Annotated in this window: 1 protein-coding gene and 1 pseudogene; one reads left to right on the top strand and one right to left on the bottom strand. The window is 53.7% G+C overall.

Annotated elements, in window-relative coordinates; translation table 11 throughout:
* Window positions 1-453 (top strand): annotated as a pseudogene (gene prfC, locus ACTHUM_RS16205) (peptide chain release factor 3); the annotation flags it as partial.
* A gap of 49 nt (window positions 454-502) precedes the next feature.
* Here prfC and ACTHUM_RS16200 read toward each other — a convergent pair.
* A partial coding sequence (locus ACTHUM_RS16200; RefSeq protein ID WP_440403450.1) for a sulfite exporter TauE/SafE family protein occupies window positions 503-771 on the bottom strand: 269 nt, incomplete at its 5' end.

Raw genomic sequence — 771 nt, 5'->3', positions numbered from 1 at the left:
CAACTGGCGTTCACCGGCATCCCATTCTTCGCGCCCGAACTGTTCCGCAGCGTCCGCATTAAAAACCCTCTGAAAATCAAGCAACTGCAAAAAGGTTTGCAACAGCTCGGCGAAGAAGGCGCGGTACAGGTCTTCAAACCGATGAGCGGCGCAGATTTGATTTTGGGCGCGGTCGGCGTGTTGCAGTTTGAAGTCGTTACCTCGCGGCTGGCCAACGAATACGGTGTGGAAGCCGTGTTCGATAGCGCATCCATCTGGTCGGCGCGCTGGGTATCGTGCGAAGACAAGAAAAAACTGGCGGAATTTGAAAAAGCCAATGCAGGCAATCTCGCCATCGACGCAGGCGGCAACCTCGCCTACCTCGCGCCTAACCGCGTCAACCTGAATCTGACGCAAGAACGCTGGCCGGACATCGTGTTCCACGAAACGCGCGAGCATTCGGTTAAACTGTAAAACGCAAAGGCCGTCTGAAACATTCAGACGGCCTTTTTTTCATTCGATATCAACCCAATAAATCCCAAGCAAACTTTCCGATGGTCAGGCACAGCAGCAACATAAATCCGTAACGCAGTAATTTAGTTCCGCCGCGTATTGCCAAGCGCGCGCCGACCACGCCGCCGCACAAATTCGCCACCGCCAACGGTATCGCCCATGCCCACACGACATGGCCTTGTGGGATAAAAAACGTCAGCGCGGCAAGATTAGTGGTCGAATTGATGACCTTTGCCGAAGCATTCGCCGCTAAAAAATCATAGTCGTAAAAGCGGACGA

Source organism: Neisseria sp. P0021.S006 (assembly GCF_051956895.1).
The sequence above is the reverse complement of the archived record's forward strand: the minus strand, read 5'-3'. Positions and strand labels throughout refer to the sequence as shown.